The organism is Streptomyces scabiei 87.22, from assembly GCF_000091305.1.
GTDB lineage: Bacteria > Actinomycetota > Actinomycetes > Streptomycetales > Streptomycetaceae > Streptomyces > Streptomyces scabiei.
The window spans coordinates 2801630-2819181 of sequence record NC_013929.1 but is presented as its reverse complement, the minus strand read 5'-3'; the positions used below and the strand labels follow the sequence as shown (position 1 = coordinate 2819181).

General features: G+C 70.7%; 17 protein-coding genes. 10 read left to right on the top strand and 7 right to left on the bottom strand.

What is annotated here, in order from left to right:
* Nucleotides 1-141: 141 nt before the first annotated feature.
* The 4 genes from SCAB_RS11750 to SCAB_RS11735 form a co-directional block, all read right to left on the bottom strand.
* On the bottom strand, nucleotides 142-1029 hold the full coding sequence (locus SCAB_RS11750; protein ID WP_013000289.1) for an amino acid ABC transporter permease: 888 nt from the start codon (nucleotides 1027-1029) through the stop codon (nucleotides 142-144).
* A complete protein-coding gene (locus SCAB_RS11745; RefSeq protein ID WP_013000288.1) occupies nucleotides 1026-1703 on the bottom strand; it encodes an amino acid ABC transporter permease in 678 nt (225 codons plus the stop codon). Before SCAB_RS11745 ends, SCAB_RS11750 begins: the two co-directional genes overlap by 4 nt.
* 123 nt (nucleotides 1704-1826) lie before the next feature.
* A complete protein-coding gene (locus SCAB_RS11740; protein WP_013000287.1) occupies nucleotides 1827-2678 on the bottom strand; it encodes a glutamate ABC transporter substrate-binding protein in 852 nt (283 codons plus the stop codon).
* Between the two features lie 82 nt (nucleotides 2679-2760).
* Nucleotides 2761-3537, bottom strand: coding sequence for an amino acid ABC transporter ATP-binding protein (locus tag SCAB_RS11735; protein WP_013000286.1), 777 nt, complete (start codon nucleotides 3535-3537; stop codon nucleotides 2761-2763).
* Between the two features lie 469 nt (nucleotides 3538-4006).
* On the opposite strand from SCAB_RS11735, the gene SCAB_RS11730 reads away from it, so the two are divergent.
* Nucleotides 4007-4693, top strand: a complete 687-nt coding sequence (locus SCAB_RS11730; RefSeq protein WP_013000285.1) for a response regulator transcription factor — start codon at nucleotides 4007-4009, stop codon at nucleotides 4691-4693.
* Between the two features lie 9 nt (nucleotides 4694-4702).
* The gene (locus SCAB_RS11725) at nucleotides 4703-6118 is read left to right on the top strand and encodes a sensor histidine kinase (RefSeq protein WP_013000284.1); all 1416 of its coding nucleotides are present in this window, start codon (nucleotides 4703-4705) and stop codon (nucleotides 6116-6118) included.
* 3 nt (nucleotides 6119-6121) lie between these two features.
* Here SCAB_RS11725 and SCAB_RS11720 read toward each other — a convergent pair whose 3' ends face one another.
* Entirely contained in the window at nucleotides 6122-7120 is a 999-nt protein-coding gene (locus tag SCAB_RS11720; protein WP_013000283.1) for a TAXI family TRAP transporter solute-binding subunit, read from the bottom strand.
* A 153-nt stretch (nucleotides 7121-7273) separates the two neighbouring features.
* Between SCAB_RS11720 and SCAB_RS11715 the strand changes: the two genes are divergently transcribed.
* From SCAB_RS11715 to SCAB_RS11705, 3 genes are all read left to right on the top strand, one after another.
* Nucleotides 7274-7678, top strand: coding sequence for a pyrophosphohydrolase domain-containing protein (locus SCAB_RS11715; protein WP_013000282.1), 405 nt, complete (start codon nucleotides 7274-7276; stop codon nucleotides 7676-7678).
* 39 nt (nucleotides 7679-7717) lie between these two features.
* Nucleotides 7718-9241, top strand: coding sequence for a tRNA (N6-isopentenyl adenosine(37)-C2)-methylthiotransferase MiaB (gene miaB / locus SCAB_RS11710; RefSeq protein WP_078580100.1), 1524 nt, complete (start codon nucleotides 7718-7720; stop codon nucleotides 9239-9241).
* A gap of 105 nt (nucleotides 9242-9346) precedes the next feature.
* On the top strand, nucleotides 9347-10051 hold the full coding sequence (locus SCAB_RS11705; protein WP_013000280.1) for a class III extradiol dioxygenase subunit B-like domain-containing protein: 705 nt from the start codon (nucleotides 9347-9349) through the stop codon (nucleotides 10049-10051).
* A 61-nt stretch (nucleotides 10052-10112) separates the two neighbouring features.
* Here the strand turns inward: SCAB_RS11705 and SCAB_RS11700 are convergent, their stop codons facing one another.
* Entirely contained in the window at nucleotides 10113-10436 is a 324-nt protein-coding gene (locus SCAB_RS11700) for an antitoxin (protein WP_013000279.1), read from the bottom strand.
* Between the two features lie 24 nt (nucleotides 10437-10460).
* The gene (locus SCAB_RS11695; protein ID WP_041669098.1) at nucleotides 10461-10733 is read right to left on the bottom strand and encodes a hypothetical protein; all 273 of its coding nucleotides are present in this window, start codon (nucleotides 10731-10733) and stop codon (nucleotides 10461-10463) included.
* A 181-nt stretch (nucleotides 10734-10914) separates the two neighbouring features.
* Between SCAB_RS11695 and miaA the strand changes: the two genes are divergently transcribed.
* The 5 genes from miaA (at nucleotide 10915) to SCAB_RS11670 (ending at nucleotide 17498) form a co-directional block, all read left to right on the top strand.
* Nucleotides 10915-11853, top strand: coding sequence for a tRNA (adenosine(37)-N6)-dimethylallyltransferase MiaA (gene miaA, locus SCAB_RS11690; RefSeq protein ID WP_013000277.1), 939 nt, complete (start codon nucleotides 10915-10917; stop codon nucleotides 11851-11853).
* A gap of 101 nt (nucleotides 11854-11954) precedes the next feature.
* Nucleotides 11955-12485 (top strand): hypothetical protein, encoded by a 531-nt coding sequence (locus SCAB_RS11685; protein ID WP_013000276.1) that lies wholly within the window; start codon nucleotides 11955-11957, stop codon nucleotides 12483-12485.
* Between the two features lie 61 nt (nucleotides 12486-12546).
* Nucleotides 12547-13416 carry a diaminopimelate epimerase gene (dapF, locus tag SCAB_RS11680; protein WP_013000275.1) on the top strand — a complete coding sequence of 290 codons (870 nt, stop codon included), beginning with the start codon at nucleotides 12547-12549 and terminating at the stop codon, nucleotides 13414-13416.
* 298 nt (nucleotides 13417-13714) lie between these two features.
* Complete coding sequence (locus SCAB_RS11675; protein WP_173402865.1) at nucleotides 13715-15868, top strand: RelA/SpoT family protein; 2154 nt, start codon at nucleotides 13715-13717, stop codon at nucleotides 15866-15868.
* Between the two features lie 148 nt (nucleotides 15869-16016).
* Complete coding sequence (locus tag SCAB_RS11670) at nucleotides 16017-17498, top strand: M1 family metallopeptidase (RefSeq protein ID WP_013000273.1); 1482 nt, start codon at nucleotides 16017-16019, stop codon at nucleotides 17496-17498.
* Nucleotides 17499-17552 lie beyond the last annotated feature (54 nt).

Here is a 17552-nt window from a genome sequence, read left to right as displayed (position 1 = left end):
GGAGCAGGGTGCGCGATCACAGAACGTATGCAACCCATTGCCGGTGCTTGCGTCAAGTGACGGAGGGCAGTGGCGATCATGCCACTGCCCTCCGAGGAGTGAAACGGGGGACATCCTGGGCGGACGTCACCTGATCATCTGTCAGGTCCCGCCGCCGCCCGCGCCGGTCGCCGCGGTGCCCTGGACCGTCTCGGGAGCGAGAACGGCGCCGGTCGACTTCTTGCCCCGCCGCAGCCGCTGCTCCAGCCAGCTCGCGAAGCTGGTGATGATGAAGTTCAGGATGATGTAGATGATCGCGACGACGACGAAGCTGGGCACCACGTTGGCGTACACGGCAGCCAGCGTCGCGCGTCCGCTGAGCAGTTCGGTGAAACCGATCATCACGCCGCCGAGCGCGGTGTCCTTCACGATGACCACGAGCTGGCTGACGATGGCCGGCAGCATCACCGTGACGGCCTGCGGCAGCAGGATGAAGGACATCGTCTGGCCCTTGCGCAGACCGATCGCCTGGGCGGCCTCCGTCTGCCCCTTGGGCAGGGCGAGGATGCCGGCCCGTACGACCTCGGCGAGGACCGAGGCGTTGTACAGCACCAGACCGGCGACGACCGCCCAGAGCTGCCGTTGCTCGGTGGTGACGTTCATCGAGCGGGCGATGACCTCGTTGGCGAACAGCATCAGCAGCAGGACCGGGATGGCGCGGAAGAACTCGACCACCGCACCGGCCGGGACGCGGACCCACAGGTGGTCGGAGAGACGTGCGATGCCGAACAGCGCACCGAGGGGCAGGGCGATCACGACGGAGATCGCCATGGCCTTGAGCGTGTTGGCGAGACCGGGCAGCAGATACGTCGTCCAGGCCTCGGAGGTGAAGAACGGCTTCCAGAGCTTCCACTCCAGCTGGTTCCTGCTGTCCAGCGCTCCCCAGAGCCACCACGCGAGGAGGGCCAGCAGGACGACGAAGACCACCGTGAGGATCACGTTGCGCCGTTTGGCCCGGGGGCCGGGGGCGTCGTAGAGAACGGAACTCATCGCTTCACCGCCAGTCGCTTGCTCAGCCAGCCGAGGATCAGGCCGGTGGGAAGGGTCAGAACCACGAATCCGAAGGCGAAGATCGCGCCGATGAGCAGGGTCTGCGCCTCTTTCTCGATCATGCCCTTCATGAGATAGGCGGCTTCCCACACGCCGATCGCCGCGGCCACGGTCGTGTTCTTGGTCAGCGCGATCAGCACGTTGGCCAGCGGTCCGATGACGGCCCGGAACGCCTGCGGCAGCACGATGAGGCCGAGGACCTGGGTGAAGTTCAGTCCGATGGCGCGCGCCGCCTCCGCCTGGCCGACGGGCACGGTGTTGATGCCCGAGCGCAGCGCCTCGCAGACGAATGCCGCCGTGTAGGCCACGAAACCGAGAATGGCGAGCCGGAAGGCCGTGGCCTTGACGTCGTTGCCCGCGCCCATCGTCACCCGGAAGATGTCGGCGAGGCCGAGCGAGCTGAAGACGATGATGACGGTCAGCGGAATGTTCCGCACGACGTTCACATAGACGGTGCCGAAGCCGCGCATCAGGGGTACCGGGCTCACGCGCATGGCCGCGAGCACTGTCCCCCAGATCAGGGAGCCGATGGCTGAGAAGACGGTGAGCTTGACCGTCATCCAGAACGCACCCAAGAAGGTTGGGTCGTTGTAGTTTGAAAGGAAGTCGAACACAGTCTCCCGCGCTTCCGGGTGTGTGGCGTACGAGGCAGGCGACGCACCGCGCCGCCGCCTCTACCGCGCGGAGCGGCGGGCGACGGCGCGACTACGAGAACCGCGCTGGGTGCGGATGTCCGCTTACTTGATGTCGCCGATCTTCGGGGCGGGCTCGTTCTTGTAGTCCGCCGGGCCGAAGTTCTCCTTGACCGCGGTCTCCCAGGCGCCGTCGCTGACCATCTTCTCCAGGGCGGCGTTGATCTTGTCGACGGTCGCCTTGTCGCCCTTCTTGACACCGATGCCGTAGTTCTCGTTGCTGAGCTTCAGGCCCGCGAGCTTGAACTGGCCCTTGTAGTTGTCCTGCGCGGCGAAGCCCGCGAGGATCGAGTCGTCGGTGGTGACCGCGTCCACGGCGCCGCTCTGCAGACCGGCGATGCACTCCGAGTAGCCGCCGTACTCCTTCAGCTGGGCCTTCGGAGCGATGTCCTTCTTGACGTTCTCGGCCGAGGTGGAGCCGGTCACCGAGCAGAGGGTCTTGCCGTTGAGGTCGGTGCCCTTGCTGATGTCGGAGTCGGCCTTCACCAGCAGGTCCTGGTGGGCCAGCAGGTACGGGCCGGCGAAGTCGACCAGCTTCGCGCGCTCGGGGTTGATCGAGTAGGTGGCCGCGATGAACTTGACGTCGCCACGGGCCAGCGCGTTCTCGCGGTCGGCGCTCTTGGTCTCGACGAACTCGATCTGCTTGGGGTCGTAGCCGAGCTCCTTGGCCACGTACGTTGCCACGTCCACGTCGAAGCCGGAGAAGGAACCGTCGGGGTTCTTCAGGCCGAGACCTGGCTGGTCGTACTTGATACCGACCTTGATCTTGTCGCCGCCACCGGAACCGGAGCCCGAGCCACCCTCCTTGTTGCTGCTGTCGTCGCCACCGCAGGCGGTCGCGGTCAGGGCGAGGACGAGGGCGGTGGCGGCTGCGGCGGAGACCTTGCGGAGCTTCATGGTGAACATCCTTTGACTGGTGAACAGATGCGGACCGTCATGGTGCGGGTGCCGGTGGCCGTACGCGGCGTCGGCAGGGCCGTCAGTGGTGCAGGATCTTCGACAGGAAGTCCTTGGCCCGGTCGCTGCGGGGGTTGCTGAAGAACTGGTCCGGCACAGCCTCTTCGACGATGCGGCCGTCGGCCATGAACACCACCCTGTTGGCGGCCGAACGGGCGAAGCCCATCTCGTGGGTGACCACGACCATGGTCATGCCGTCCCGGGCCAGCTGCTGCATGACCTCAAGGACCTCGTTGATCATCTCGGGGTCGAGCGCCGAGGTCGGCTCGTCGAAGAGCATGACCTTGGGGTCCATGGCCAGCGCCCGTGCGATGGCGACGCGCTGCTGCTGACCGCCCGAGAGCTGTGCGGGGTACTTGTCCGCCTGGGTGCCCACGCCGACCCGGTCCAGCAGGTTGCGGGCCTTCTCCGCGGCCTGCTTCTTGTCGGCCTTGCGGACCTTGATCTGCCCCAGCATCACGTTCTCGAGCACGGTCTTGTGCGCGAAGAGATTGAACGACTGGAACACCATGCCGACGTCCGCGCGCAGCCGGGCGAGCGCCTTGCCCTCGGCGGGCAGCGGCTTGCCGTCGATCCGGATGTCGCCGGAGTCGATCGACTCCAGCCGGTTGATGGTGCGGCACAAGGTGGACTTGCCGGACCCGGAGGGTCCGATCACCACGACGACCTCGCCCCTGGTGATCGTCAGATCGATGTCCTGGAGTACGTGCAACGCGCCGAAGTGCTTGTTGACGCTCTTCAGGACGACCAGGTCGTCGGCCGCGGGCACCGCGTCCTTGACCACCGAAACTTCGGTCATCGCTTTAAGGCTCCGTCCTCCTCGGTTTCGGAGGACAGTAGTGACCCGCGACGACCAGCGTCATTACATCTGAGCGAGAATTGAGCATAACGATCTGGTAGCCGGACGATCACTGCACGTGACGGGCTCGCGGGGGCGGGTTCCGGCAGAGCGGCGGAACCCGTTCGGAACTCGTACGGCCTTGACGGCGTCCTCACTCATCAGTGTGACCGGCAAGAGAGCGATGCGCCCGTGCCTGGGATGCGGATCCGCGTAATGTGTGGCAGCCGAGGCGTACACATGACCGAACTCGGCAGACTGACGCGAGTCGGAAAACCGGTTGAGCCTCAAAGGACCGAGCGAACCCCGAAAGACCGACTGAACCTCGGGAAAACGACCGAAACCCGAAAGAACGGCTGAATCCCGGGAAACCGACCGAAGCCGAAAAACTGATCTGACCCGAAAGACTGATCGAACCGGAAGGGGCCGAATGAGGCTGCTCCTCGTCGAGGACGACAACCACGTCGCCGCCGCCCTGTCCGCGGTCCTGGCCCGGCACGGCTTCGACGTCACCCATGCCCGCAGCGGCGAGGAGGCCCTCCAGGCTCTCGTCCCGGAGGGGAACGGCTTCGGCGTCGTCCTGCTCGACCTCGGCCTGCCCGACCAGGACGGCTACGAGGTCTGCGGCAAGATCCGCAAGCGCACCAGCACCCCGGTGATCATGGTGACGGCCCGCTCCGACGTCCGCTCCCGGATCCACGGCCTGAACCTCGGCGCCGACGACTACGTGGTCAAGCCGTACGACACCGGCGAGCTCCTCGCCCGTATCCACGCCGTCGCCCGCCGCCGGGCCCCGGACGAGGCCGCAACGCCCGGTGACAGCGGGCTGCGCCTCGGCCCCGTGCTCATCGAGCTGCCCACCCGCCAGGTCAGCGTGGACGGCACGCCCGTCCAGCTGGCCCGCAAGGAGTTCGACCTGCTGGCGCTGCTGGCGCAGCGGCCCGGGGTGGTGTTCCGCCGCGAGCAGATCATCAGCGAGGTGTGGCGGACCAGCTGGGAAGGGACCGGCCGCACCCTGGAGGTGCACGTCGCCTCCCTGCGGTCCAAGCTGCGGATGCCCGCCCTGATCGAGACGGTGCGCGGGGTCGGGTACCGGCTGGTCGCCCCGACGCCGTAGCGTGCCCGCGTGCGCACTCGTCTTCTTCCGCTGCTCATCGTCCTGATGGCCGCCGTGCTGCTCGCCCTCGGCGTTCCGCTGGCGGTGAGCCTCGCGGCGGCGCGGCAGCAGGAGGTGGTCGTCGACCGCATCGACGACACCGCACGCTTCGCGGCGCTGGCCCAGTTCGTCACCGAGGCGCCGAGCGGGTCCCGGACCGACGGCGCGACCGACGGCCGCCGGGAGACGTTGCAGCACGAACTCGATCAGTACTTCCGCGTCTACGGCATCAAGGCCGGTGTCTTCTACCGCGCCGGGAACGGCCGGACCATGGCCAATGCCCCCTACAACTGGGCGGTCCCCGACGAGGGCGAGGGACTCGCCGCGTTCGACGAGGCGCTGCTGGGGCGCCGCCCGCACAACCCGGACCAGGTGTGGCCCTGGCAGCGCGGCCGGCTCGTCGTCGCCTCGCCGGTCATCCACGACGGCGACGTGATCGCCGTCGTCGTCACCGACTCGCCCACCGGCCAGATGCGGTCCAAGATCCTGCGAGGCTGGCTGGTCATCGGCGCCGGCGAGTTCGCCGCGATGCTCCTCGCCGTCGGCGCCGCGCTGCAGCTGACCGGCTGGGTCCTCAAGCCGGTACGCGTCCTCGACACCACCACTCACGCCATCGCCTCGGGGCGGCTGAAGTCCCGGGTCGCCGTGGCCAGTGGACCACCCGAACTCCGGCGTCTGGCACGGTCGTTCAACGAGATGGCCGACAACGTCGAGGACGTGCTGGAGCAGCAGCGCGCCTTCGTCGCCGACGCCTCGCACCAACTGCGCAATCCACTGGCGGCGTTGTTGCTGCGCATCGACCTCCTCGCGCTCGAACTGCCCGAGGGCAACGAGGAGATCGCCTCCGTGCGCACCGAGGGCAAGCGGCTCGCTCAGGTCCTCGACGACCTGCTCGACCTGGCCTTGGCCGAACACGTCGAGGCCGATCTGCGGCTCACCGACATCGGCGAGCTGGCCGCCGAGCGGGTCGCCTCCTGGTCGCCGCTGGCCGACGACAAGGGGGTGACGCTGATCGGCGAATGTCCCGCCACCACCGCCTGGGCCGACCCGGTCGCGCTGTCCAGCGCCCTGGACGCGGTGATCGACAACGCGCTGAAGTTCACCCCTGCCGGGGAGAGCGTCGAGGTCAGGGTCGCCTCGAACGGGCAGGTCTCCACGGTCGTCGTCACCGACGCCGGGCCGGGTCTCAGCGACGAGGAGCTGGAACGGGTCGGCGACCGCTTCTGGCGCAGTACCGCACACCAGAACATCAAGGGGTCCGGGCTCGGCCTCTCCATCTCGCGGGCACTGATCGTGGCGGGCGGCGGCGCCATCGCCTATGCCCACCACGAACCCCACGGCCTGAAGGTGACCGTGACGGTGCCCAGGACCCGCCCGACCCACTGAGAGCTACGGCTTGACCGACCGGTAGTACTCCTTGGCGCCCTTCTGCAGGTACAGCGGGTCCGTGTAGATGGCGGTGCGCAGGTCCACCAGCTGCGCCGCGTGCACTTCCTTGCCGATCCGGTCCCGGCTCTTGATGACCATGCGGGTCAGCCACTCCGTCAGCCGGGGATCCATGTCCTCGCGGGTGATGAGCAGGTTCGCCACCGTGATGGTGGGCACGGTGGAGTTCCGCAGGATGGCCGGGTAGGCGTCGGCGGGCATCACGGCGGCCCGGTAGTGCACGAAGGAGTCGTCCTCGCCGTGCAGCTTCGCCACCAGCTCGCTCCCGATGGGGATGAACCGGAATTCGTACCCCGTCTTCGCCAGATCGGAGAGGCCCTTCGTGGGCAGCCCGCCCGACCAGAAGAAGGCGTCGATCCGGCCGCGGCGGAGCTCGCCGGGGCTGGTGCGGATGGTGTCGGGTCGGGACCGGATGTCCTTGTCGATGTCCAGCCCCTCCGCGGCCAGCACGCGCCCCGCTATGAGCCGTACGCCGGAGCCCTCGGGCCCGACGGCCACGCGTTTGCCCTTCAGGTCCGCGACGGTCTGGATCGGCGAGGTGACCGGGACGACCACCTGCACATAGTCGTCGTACAGCCGTGCCAGGCCCCGCAGCTTCCCGGCGCCGGGCCTGTTCTCGTCCAGGTACGTCTGCACGGCGTCGGCCGCGGCGATGGCGAAGTCGGATTCGCCGGTGGCGACCCGTTCGACGTTCTCCTGGGAGCCGTCGCTGGACTTCAGGTCGATCGTCAGGCGGGGCATGTCCCGGGCGATGGCGGTCTTCATCTGCTGGCCGTACTGCTGGTAGACACCGCTCTCGGCCCCGGTGCTGAGCGTGATCGTCCCGCTCGGCGGCTCCTCGCGCGGCCACAGCCACCACGCGAGCAGCCCGAGGACCACCAGCGCGGCCACCGAGCCCAGCAGCGCCTGCCGCGTGCCGATGCGTGGGAGTACCTGGACCATGCGCGAAATCCTGCCAGGTCACCGGACGGGCGGCCAGGACCGGACCCATCCGGTGCGAGGCTGTGACCTCGCCCACCGCCTTCTCCTCCCGCGTGCCGCTCGGGCGCGGGTGCAGAGGGGTCCGCCCCGACGGCCGGTCGATAGGGTCGCCGGATGAGTTCCTCTCCCGCACACCTGGTCCGCGAGTTCCACCGGGCCTTCGGCCTCGACACCCGGACCGCGCCCACCGAGGTGTCGCCCGAGCTGGCCGCCCACCGTGGCGAGCTGCTGGCCGAGGAGGCCGCGGAGGTGGCCGAGGTGGCGGTCGACGGGCCGCTCGACCGGCTGGCCCACGAGCTGGCCGACGTCGTGTACGTGGCGTACGGCACGGCCCTCGTCCACGGCATCGACCTCGACCCGGTCATCGCCGAGATCCACCGCTCCAACATGACCAAGCTGGGCCCGGACGGACGGGTCGCCCGCCGGGAGGACGGCAAGGTGCTCAAGGGGGACCACTACCGGGCGCCCGACGTCTCCGCGGTGCTGCGCCGGCAGGGGTGGACCGGCGGGACGTCCTGACCGACGAGCGGGCCCCGGCCGCTGCCTTAGGCTTACGGAGTGACCAACAGCAGCGACCGGAGTCAGGCAGTGGGCGTCAAGACATACGAAGTGCGTACTTATGGATGTCAAATGAACGTCCATGACTCCGAACGCCTGTCCGGTCTGCTGGAGGACGCCGGGTACGTCCGCGCACCCGAGGACGCCGGCGAGGGCAACGCCGACGTCGTCGTCTTCAACACCTGCGCCGTACGGGAGAACGCCGACAACCGCCTCTACGGCAACCTCGGCCGCCTCGCCCCGATGAAGACCGCCCGCCCCGGTATGCAGATCGCCGTCGGCGGCTGCCTGGCCCAGAAGGACCGGGACACCATCGTCAAGAAGGCGCCCTGGGTGGACGTCGTCTTCGGCACGCACAACATCGGCAAGCTCCCCGTCCTGCTGGAGCGCGCCCGCGTCCAGGACGAGGCCCAGGTCGAGATCGCCGAGTCCCTGGAGGCCTTCCCCTCCACCCTGCCGACCCGCCGCGAGAGCGCCTACGCCGCCTGGGTCTCCATCTCCGTCGGCTGCAACAACACCTGCACGTTCTGCATCGTCCCGGCCCTGCGCGGCAAGGAGAAGGACCGCCGCACCGGCGACATCCTCGCCGAGATCGAGGCCCTGGTCGCCGAGGGCGTCTCCGAGATCACCCTGCTCGGCCAGAACGTGAACGCGTACGGCTCCGACATCGGCGACCGCGAGGCGTTCAGCAAGCTGCTGCGGGCCTGCGGAAAGATCGAGGGCCTGGAGCGCGTCCGCTTCACCTCGCCCCACCCCCGCGACTTCACCGACGACGTGATCGCCGCGATGGCCGAGACCCCGAACGTGATGCCGCAGCTGCACATGCCGCTCCAGTCCGGTTCGGACACGGTCCTCAAGGCCATGCGCCGCTCGTACCGCCAGGAGCGCTACCTCGGGATCATCGAGAAGGTCCGCGCCTCGATCCCGCACGCGGCCATCACCACCGACATCATCGTGGGCTTCCCCGGCGAGACCGAGGAGGACTTCGAGCAGACCATGCATGTGGTCCGCGAGGCCCGGTTCACCCAGGCGTTCACCTTCCAGTACTCCAAGCGGCCCGGCACGCCCGCCGCCACCATGGAGAACCAGATCCCCAAGCAGGTCGTGCAGGCCCGCTACGAGCGCCTCGTCGCCCTCCAGGAGGAGATCTCCTGGGACGAGAACAAGAAGCAGGTCGGCCGCACCCTGGAGCTGATGGTCGCCGAGGGCGAGGGCCGCAAGGACGGCGCCACCCACCGCCTCTCCGGCCGCGCCGCCGACAACCGGCTGGTCCACTTCACCAAGCCGGACCAGGAGGTCCGCCCGGGTGACGTCGTGACCGTCGAGATCACGTACGCCGCCCCGCACCACCTCCTCGCCGAGGGCGCGGTCCTCGACGTGCGCCGCACCCGGGCGGGGGACGCCTGGGAGAAGCGCAACGCCGCGCCCGCGCAGACTCCGGCGGGCGTGATGCTGGGGCTGCCGAAGATCGGGGTCCCGGAGCCGCTGCCGGCGGCCGCCACGGGCGGCTGCGGCAGCCACTGACCGGCGCACCATGAGCGTCGGCCGCACCGGCAGGCGGTGAACGGGGCGGGCTCCCTGAACAGGCCGCCCGCCCTCGCGCCCGTCGCGGAAGTTACCCTGCGGATCATGCTTGTAGCCGCCGCCGTGTGCCCCTGCCCCCCGCTGCTCGTACCGGACGTCGCCGCGGGCGCCGCGCCCGAGCTGGACCCGGCGCGGGACGCCTGCGCGGACGCGCTCGGGGTGCTCGCCGCGGCCCGGCCCGACCGGCTGGTCGTCGTGGGACCCGGCGGGCGGGACGCCTCGTATCCGGAAGGCGCGCGCGGCTCCTTCCGTGGCTTCGGTGTGGACCTCGACGTCCGGCTGGGACGCGGGGCGGAGAGCGCGCCCGCCACGCTGCCCGCCTCCCTCGCCGTGGCCGCCTGGCTGCTCGACCGCACCGGCTGGGCCGACGCGCCCGTGGAAGGGCTCGGCGTGGCGGAAGCGCTCCCCGTCGAGAGCTGTGTCCGTACCGGACGCGACCTCGCGGGGCGGGCCGGCCGGGTGGCCCTGCTGGTGATGGGGGACGGCAGCGCCTGCCGGACGCTGAAGGCCCCGGGGTACCTGGACGCCCGCGCGGCCGGCTTCGACGCGGAGATCGCCCGGGCGCTGGGCGCCGCCGACCTCGCGGCGCTGCGGGCGCTGGATCCCGGCCTCGCGCGCGAGCTGCGGGCCGGCGGCCGGGCCCCCTGGCAGGTGCTCGCCGGCGCCGCGGAGGACGCGGGCCTGGGCGGCAGCCTGCTGTACGACGACGCGCCTTACGGCGTGGGGTATCTGGTGGCCGCCTGGTCGTAGGCCGGACACGGCGGACGGCCGGGAGCGGGGTGCTCCGCGGCCGTCCGGCGATGTGAACCGTTCAGGAAGCCGGCGGCGGCGTGGTGCCGCCACCCGGAGGCGGGGGCGTGGGACCGCTGTCCGCGGGCGGAGGGGCGTGTCCGCCGCCCGCCGGCGGCGAGGTGCGCCCGCCGTCGTCCGTGTGCGCGAGTCGGCCCATGGCGTGCTTCGCCTTGCCCGTGCCCGACTGGATCCGGTCGCTGTACTTGCCCTTGGTCTTCCTGTCGACCGTGTGCGCGGCCTTGTCGAGACCGTGGTGGATCTTGTCCTCGTGCTTCTGCGCGAGGTGCGCGACCTTGTCCTTGGCCGGGGAGAGTTTGGCCTTCAGGTTATGCAGCAGACTCATGGTTCACCTTTCCGCGCGGGGCAGTCATGTGCGGGCGCCCTCGCCGGCCTCGTTGTCGGCCGCCTGGTCGGCGGTCTGCTGCTTGGGGATCTCCACGTCGTCCGCCGCCTCGACGGTCTCCGCCGCGGGCTCGGCCGGTTCGCTCCCGGTCGTGGCCTCCTCCTCGGGCCGGGCGGCCTCGGTGGATCCCTTCGCCTCCGACTCCTCCGCCTCGGTATCGGCGCCCGGTGCGGCCGCCGTCACGACGGCGTCGTCCGCGTTCTTCGCCTTGCGCCGAAACATCGAAAAAACGCCCATATCAACCTCAATGCTAATCATGCGGGCTAATTCCCGCGCTCTCCCGGAGCGTCCCATTGCGTCATCCGGGCCGCCGGAACTCGCGTCCGGCGCTACGAACTCGCAACACGCAACGACGCCGGCTCCCTCGCGTCACGTAGCTCGTTCGAGATGAGGCACCGACATTTGCGAGACTGGGGCGGTGAGTAGCGCAGTTCCCCCTTCGCGGGTCATCGCCGTCGTCGGACCGACCGCGGCCGGAAAGTCCGATCTCGGCGTCTTCCTCGCCCAGCGTCTGGGCGGCGAGGTCGTCAACGCCGATTCCATGCAGCTCTACCGGGGGATGGACATCGGCACCGCCAAGCTGACGCCCCTGGAGCGCGACGGAGTCCCGCACCACCTCCTGGACATCTGGGAGGTCACGGCCGCCGCCAGCGTCGCCGAGTACCAGCGGCTGGCCCGCGCGCGCATCGACGCCCTGCTCGCCGAGGGCCGCTGGCCGATCCTCGTCGGCGGTTCCGGGCTGTACGTGAGGGGGGCCGTCGACAACCTGGAGTTCCCCGGCACCGACCCCGAGGTCCGGGCCCGCCTGGAGGAGGAGCTGACCCTGCGCGGGTCCGGCGCGCTGCACGCCCGGCTCGCCGCCGCCGACCCCGAGGCCGCCCAGGCGATCCTGCCGAGCAACGGCCGCCGGATCGTGCGCGCCCTCGAAGTGATCGAGATCACCGGAAAGCCCTTCACGGCGAATCTGCCGGGCCACGACTCCGTCTACGACACCGTCCAGATCGGTGTCGACGTGGCGCGTCCCGAACTCGACGAGCGCATCACCCGCCGGGTCGACCGCATGTGGGACGCCGGGCTGGTCGAAGAAGTGCGCGCACTGGAGGCGCAGGGGTTGCGCGAGGGGCGTACGGCGTCGCGTGCGCTCGGCTACCAGCAGGTCCTCGCGGCGCTGGCGGGGCAGTGCACCATGGACGAGGCGCGAGCCGAGACCGTACGTGCCACCAAACGCTTCGCGCGCCGCCAGGATTCATGGTTCAGACGCGACCCGCGGGTGCATTGGCTCAAGGGGGGCCTCGCCGACCTGGCGGAACTCCCGCAGCTCGCACTGGCGTTGATCGAACGACCGGTCACAGCCTGATCACGTCATGGCATCGGGTCGCCCCGGCGGTCATCCCGGCTTGCGGGGGCGTGCCATCATCGAGCTTCGATCGACCAAGTGGAGTCCGAGTGGGAGGGCGCGTGGCGATGGAGGCCGGCCCTCGTGACACCGCACAAGGCGCGGAGCGCGGCGCCGCGGAGGACGTGGAACAGCTGGTTACCGAGGGGTACGCACTGGATCCCGACGACGACCCGCTGAGCCCCGACGGTCCCGACGACCAGACTCCCGGTGGTGTGAGCGACGACGGACCGGAACCGGACGAGATGACCGGTCCGGAGGTCGAGGTCGAGCTGCGCCCCCAGCGCAGGCTCCGGCTCTGGCAGCTCGCGCCCATCGTGGGCCTCGCCGCCGTCGGCTCCCTGATGTTCGCCTTCCCGCTCGCCTTCGAGTTCGGCGACGGCGGTGCCGTGGTCGCCATGCTCGGCCTGCTGATCTGCGCCACCGCGGCGGGCTGGGGCATGATGGCCGCCCGCCGCGTCGGTTACACGTGGCCCGGCCTGCCCGCCCGGGGCTCCGGCCGCCGCCCGGACTGGCGGATGGCCCTGCTCTACCTCCTGATCGTCGCCGCCGTGGTGGCCCTGGCCGTGTGGCGGGTGGCGCGGCTCCGCTAGAGCCCCGAAGCCCGGTGAAGACCGTTCCGCCCTGCGCCGAGCGCTCCCGTACGATCGAGGAATGAGCACGCGGATCGCCTTCCTCAAGGGACACGGGACCGAGAACGACTTCGTGATCGTCCCGGACCCCGAGAACGCCATCGACCTCTCCCCGGCCGCCGTCGCGGCGCTGTGCGACCGTCGCGCGGGCATCGGGGGCGACGGCGTGCTCCATGTCGTACGGTCCGCCGCGCACCCCGAGGCGCGGGAACTGGCGGCCGAAGCGGAATGGTTCATGGACTACCGCAACGGCGACGGCTCCGTCGCCGAGATGTGCGGCAACGGCGTCCGCGTCTTCGCCCGGTACCTGCTGCACGCCGGTCACGTCGCCGAGGGCGACCTCACCGTCGCCACGCGCGGGGGCGTGAAGCGGGTCCACATCGACAAGGACGGTGACGTCACGGTCGGTATGGGCGGCGCGCGCCTCCCCGAGGGCGACGTCACGGTGAGCGTCGGCGAGCGCAGCTGGCCCGCGCGCAACGTGAACATGGGCAACCCGCACGCGGTCGCCTTCGTGGACGACCTCGCGCAGGCGGGCGACCTGCTCTCCCCGCCCCCCTTCAGCCCCGCCTCGGCCTACCCGGACGGCGTCAACGTCGAGTTCGTCGTGGACCGCGGCCCCCGGCACGTCGCGATGCGCGTCCACGAGCGCGGCTCCGGCGAGACCCGCTCGTGCGGCACCGGCGCGTGCGCCGTCGCCGTGGCCGCCGCCCGCAGGGACGGCGTCGATCCGGCGATCACCGGCACCCCGGCCACCTACACCGTCGACGTGCCCGGCGGCACGCTGGTGATCACCGAACGGGCCGACGGCGAGATCGAGATGACCGGTCCGGCGGTGATCGTCGCCGAAGGCGAGATCGACGCCAAGTGGCTTGAAACGGCGGCCCGTTGATGTGTGGTAGGGCTTGACTTGATGGTGTCCAGGCCATGGACGCCGTGCATATCCAAGCCTGCCGCGCGGTCAGGGGTGCGAATCCATGGCGCACCCCAGGAGGGGCGGCCCGAAACCGCAAGCCCCGGCACCATCCCTCGAATGGGTGATCCGTTTCACGCTCGGCGAGAGGCGGTCGGACGGGCGTGATGGGCTCGGTAGCATCAAGCACCGGCACGGACGGGGGAACGACACGATCCCCTGAGCCGCCGCACGCCATGGGGCACCCGTCCGCCGGTCCACGCAGCCGGAGGTGCCCATGAGCGCGGAGGCCACGAACCCCGCCGTATCGCCCGCCCCTGCGCCGCCGCCAGCGCACCGCAGGAAGGGCCGACCTCGTATCGACCTGCGCCGTCTGGGCCGCGCCGCACTCCTGGGTCCGACGACACGCGACCGGTTGCCCGACGCGATCAGCCACGTCGCCGAGGCCCACCGCGCCCACCACCCCGACGCCGACCTGGAGCCGCTGCGCCGGGCGTACGTCCTCGCCGAATCCTCGCACCGCGGTCAGATGCGCAAGAGCGGGGAGCCGTACATCACGCACCCGCTCGCCGTGACCCTCATCCTCGCCGAACTGGGCGCGGAGACCACGACCTTGACGGCCTCGCTGCTCCACGACACCGTCGAGGACACGGATGTGACCCTCGATCAGGTGCGCGAGGAGTTCGGCGAGGAGGTGCGGTACATCGTCGACGGCGTCACCAAGCTGGAGAAGGTCGACTACGGGGCCGCCGCCGAGCCCGAGACCTTCCGCAAGATGCTTGTCGCCACCGGCAACGACGTCCGCGTGATGTCGATCAAACTCGCCGACCGGCTGCACAACATGCGCACCCTCGGCGTGATGCGCCCCGAGAAGCAGGAACGCATCGCCAAGGTCACCAAGGACGTTCTCATCCCGCTCGCCGAACGGCTCGGCGTCCAGGCACTCAAGACCGAACTGGAAGACCTCGTCTTCGCGATCCTCCACCCCGAGGAGTACGCCCACACCCGCGAGCTCATCGCCGAGAACGCGGCCCGCCCGAGCGACCCGCTCGCGGAGATCGCCGACGAGGTGCGCGGAGTCCTGCGCGAGGCGGGCATCCAGGCCGAAGTCCTCATAAGGCCGCGCCACTTCGTCTCCCTGCACCGGGTCTCGCGAAAGCGCGGTCAGTTGCGCGGCTCCGACTTCGGCAGGCTCCTGGTCCTCGTGGGCGAGGACGCCGACTGCTACGCGGTCCTCGGCGAACTGCACACCTGTCTGACGCCCGTGGTCTCGGAGTTCAAGGACTTCATCGCCGTACCGAAGTTCAACCTCTACCAGTCGCTGCACACCGCCGTCGCCCGCGGCGACGGCCAGGTCGCCGAAGTCCTCGTGCGCACCCACCAGATGCACAAGGTCGCCGAGGCCGGCGTCATCGCGCTGGGTAATCCCTACGCCGCCCCCGCGGAGGAACAGACCGACGGGGAGGGTGAGCGCATCGACCCCACCCGCCCCGGCTGGCTCTCCCGGCTCCTCGACTGGCAGGAGGCGGCGCCGGACGCGGACATGTTCTGGTCCACCCTGCGCGAGGACCTCGCCCAGGACCGCGAGATCACCGTGTTCCGGCCCGACGGGGGCACGTTGGGGCTGCCCGAGGGCGCCAGTTGCGTCGACGCGGCGTACGCGCAGTACGGCGAGGACGCGCACGCCTGCATCGGCGCCCGGGTCAACGGCCGTCTGGTGCGGCTGAGCACCGTCCTGAAGGACGGCGACACCGTCCAGCTCCTGATGGGCCAGGACCCGGCCTCCGAGCCCTCCAGGGAGTGGCTGGAGCACGCCCACACACCCGGCGCGCGCATCGCCATCCAGCGCTGGATCGCCACCCACCCCTCGCCCGCCGCCGACGAGCGGCCCGAAGAGGGCGACGGCGCGCGCAAGGACGGCACACCGGCCCTGCGCCCGGCCATCGACGAGCCCGCCGCCACCTCCGACTCCGTCGGCGCCGCGGTCGTCGTCGACCGGCCCGGGGCGACGGTACGTCTCGCGGGCTGCTGTACGCCCGTACCGCCCGACGAGGTCACCGGCTTCGCCGTCCGCGGGGGAGTGGTGACCGTGCACCGCGTCGCCTGTCCCGCCGTCACGCGCATGAAGAACCTCGGGCGCCCCGAGATCGAGGTGCGCTGGGGGGACACCACCGAGTTCCGGGTCACCCTCGTCGCCGAGTCCTTCCAGCGGCCCCACCTGCTCGCCGACCTCACCGAGGCCATCGCCCTGGAGGGCGTCGCCATCGTCTCCGCCACCGTCGAGCCGCCGACCCAGCAGCGCGTGCACCACACCTACACGCTGCAACTCCCGGACGCCGCCCACCTCCCCGAGCTGATGCGGGCCATGCGGAACGTGCCCGGCGTGTACGACGTGGGCCGCGCCCAGCACCAGGCCGTGGCCGCCGAGTGAGCCGGGCCGGCCGTCCGCCGACGTCAGCGGGCGGCCGCCGTGTGACCCCCGAGGGTGAAGGGGGCCGGGCGGACCGTCGGCCGCTCGTTCGGGTGGGCCCGCCGCGCGTCGGCCACGCGCGGCGCGGACGCGCTGGTAGCGGTGGTCCATGCCGCTCACCCCACGCTCCGGGAGCCGCCGCGTCCAGGCCGCGCTGCTCGCCTCCGCCGTCTCCGTCTGCCTGATCGCCGCGAGCGCCCCCTCACCCGCCGTGCCCCTGGGCGTCGGCGACCGCCTCTTCCCGCACCTCGGCAACCCCGGGTACGACGTGCGGTCGTACGACCTCACCCTCAGCTACCCCGGCGGCAACCGGGAGCCGCTCACGGCCGTCACCACGATCGACGCCCGGACGACCTCCCGGCTGGAACGGATCAATCTCGACTTCTCGCACGGAAAGGTCGGCTCCGTCGACGTCGACGGGGAACCCGCCGCCTTCACGAGCGCGGGCGAGGACCTGGTGATCACGCCCCGGGAGCCGCTGTCCGAGGGCAGCCGGACCCGTATCACCGTGCGGCACACCAGCGACCCCGTGTACCCGCAGGGCGTGGAGGGCGGCTGGCTGCAGACCGCCGACGGGCTCGCGATGGCCAACCAGGCCGACGCGGCGCACGTGGTCTTCCCCTGCAACGACCACCCCTCCGACAAGGCCATGTTCACCGTCCGCGTCACCGTGCCCGACGGCTACACGGCCGTCTCCAACGGCCTCGCCACCCGTACGGACCGCGCCGCCGGCACCACCACCTGGACCTACCGCACCCAGCACCCCATGGCCACCGAACTGGCCCAGGTCTCCATCGGCCGCTCCGCGGTCGTGCGCCGGATGGGACCGCACGGTCTGCCGGTGCGTGACGTGGTTCCCGCGAAGGACCGCGAGAAGCTCGAACCGTGGCTCGCGAAGACCCCGGCACAGATCGAGTGGATGGAGGACAAGGTCGGCCCCTACCCCTTCGAGACGTACGGCGTGCTGATCGCCGAGGCGCAGACCGGGTTCGAGCTGGAGACGCAGACCCTCTCCCTCTTCGAGCGGGAGCTGTTCGTGCGCCCCGAGTACCCCCGGTGGTACGTCGAGTCGATCATGGTGCACGAGCTGGCCCATCAGTGGTTCGGCAACAGCGTCAGCCCCCGCACCTGGTCCGACCTGTGGCTCAACGAGGGACACGCCACCTGGTACGAGGCCCTGTACGCCGAGGAGGTCGCGGGCAGGACCCTTGAGGCGCGGATGAAGGCCGCGTACGGCGCCTCCGACCGCTGGCGCGCCGCCGGGGGACCTCCCGCCGCACCCAAGGCGCCCAAGGACGGCCAGAAGATCGGCATCTTCCGCGCCAACGTCTACGACGGCGCCGCGCTCTTCCTCTACGCCCTGCGCCAGGAGATCGGAGCGCCCGCCTTCGACCGGCTGCAGCGGGCCTGGGTCACCGTCCACCGCGACGGTGTCGCCTCGACTTCCGACTTCCGGGACCTCGCGTCCGTCATCGCGGGCCGTGACCTGGGCGCCTTCTTCCACGCCTGGCTGTACGAGCTGCGGACGCCGCCCATGCCGGGGCACCCCGACTGGAAGCCGGTCCCGGCGGCGGCACCGGCCAAGCGGTAGCGGGCGGCGGGAGGGGCGCCGGCGGTGGGAGCACGGGGCGGGCGGTGGCCGGCT